At 61.6% G+C, this 960-nt stretch carries 2 protein-coding genes; one reads left to right on the top strand and one right to left on the bottom strand.

Annotated elements, in window-relative coordinates; genetic code table 11:
• The coding region (locus tag ACFQEU_RS16670; protein ID WP_379783962.1) for a hypothetical protein at nucleotides 1-257 on the bottom strand (257 nt) is incomplete at its 3' end.
• 360 nt (nucleotides 258-617) lie between these two features.
• Between ACFQEU_RS16670 and ACFQEU_RS16665 the strand changes: the two genes are divergently transcribed.
• A partial coding sequence (locus ACFQEU_RS16665; RefSeq protein WP_379783960.1) for a dihydrofolate reductase family protein occupies nucleotides 618-960 on the top strand: 343 nt, incomplete at its 3' end.

Genomic DNA, 960 nt, shown 5'->3' with positions numbered 1-960 from the left:
ATATCCGGCAGTGCCATCGGCGGTGGGTTGTGTAGGAATTGTCGGCTGTATCCCCGCCCTTCAGGGCGGGGTTTTAGCCTTGTAACTTCGATAAGCGACGACCGGTCGCGGCCGAACAGATCGGTCGCAGCCTCGTTGACTGCCACGACGGTCCCCGTGTCGGCCTCTGCGACGAGGATCGGTGATGGCGCCTCGATCGCCAACCGCGCAAGGAACGTATCAGCGTCGCGGTCAGGCGAGGTGGGTTCCGGACTCATCTTGATATGTAAATTACTACTCTGAATCGATTTGAGGGTGTCGCCGCGATGGCATACGATCAGGTTTCACGGCGGAAAAGCGAAAAATTCCTGCGCCAATAGACGCCATGATATTCAGGATTAGCGAGTAGATGCCTATTGCAACCACTGAACAGATACTTTATTGAGAATTCGTGGAGACTCTCCCCACGACTTTTCGCACATGGTATGAGAATTGGATAGAAGGCACGCATCAAATCTATCCTCCGAGATTATGTTGCGTCCGGCTGTCGAGACAGGTCTCACACGTCTCGGCCACGTACTGGGACCGTCACGCACCGCGACCGAAACGATCATTCCCCGCCCGCGAGACGGGCGTGTATGCACGTCGTCGTCAACGCCGCACAGAGCGTCGACGGGAAACTCTCGACTCGGCGGCGCGAACAGCTCCGGATCTCCGGGTCGGAGGACTTCGATCGGGTCGACCGGATCCGGGCGGCCGCCGACGCGGTGCTGGTCGGGGTCGGAACGGTGCTCGCCGACGACCCACACCTCACGCTCGACGAGGAGGACCGCCGCGTCCAGCGGTTGCGCAACGCTCGACCCGGGAACCCCGCACGGGTCGTGCTCGACTCCTCGGGCCGGACACCGACCGACGCCCGGATCCTCGACGACGCGGCGACGACGTACCTCGTCGTGTCGAAGGCGACTCCCGGGGACCGCC

The sequence above is a fragment of the Halorubrum tibetense genome, assembly GCF_042661865.1.
GTDB classification, from domain to species: domain Archaea; phylum Halobacteriota; class Halobacteria; order Halobacteriales; family Haloferacaceae; genus Halorubrum; species Halorubrum tibetense.
Note: the sequence above shows the minus strand (reverse complement) of the source record. Positions and strands in the feature narration are given on the sequence as shown.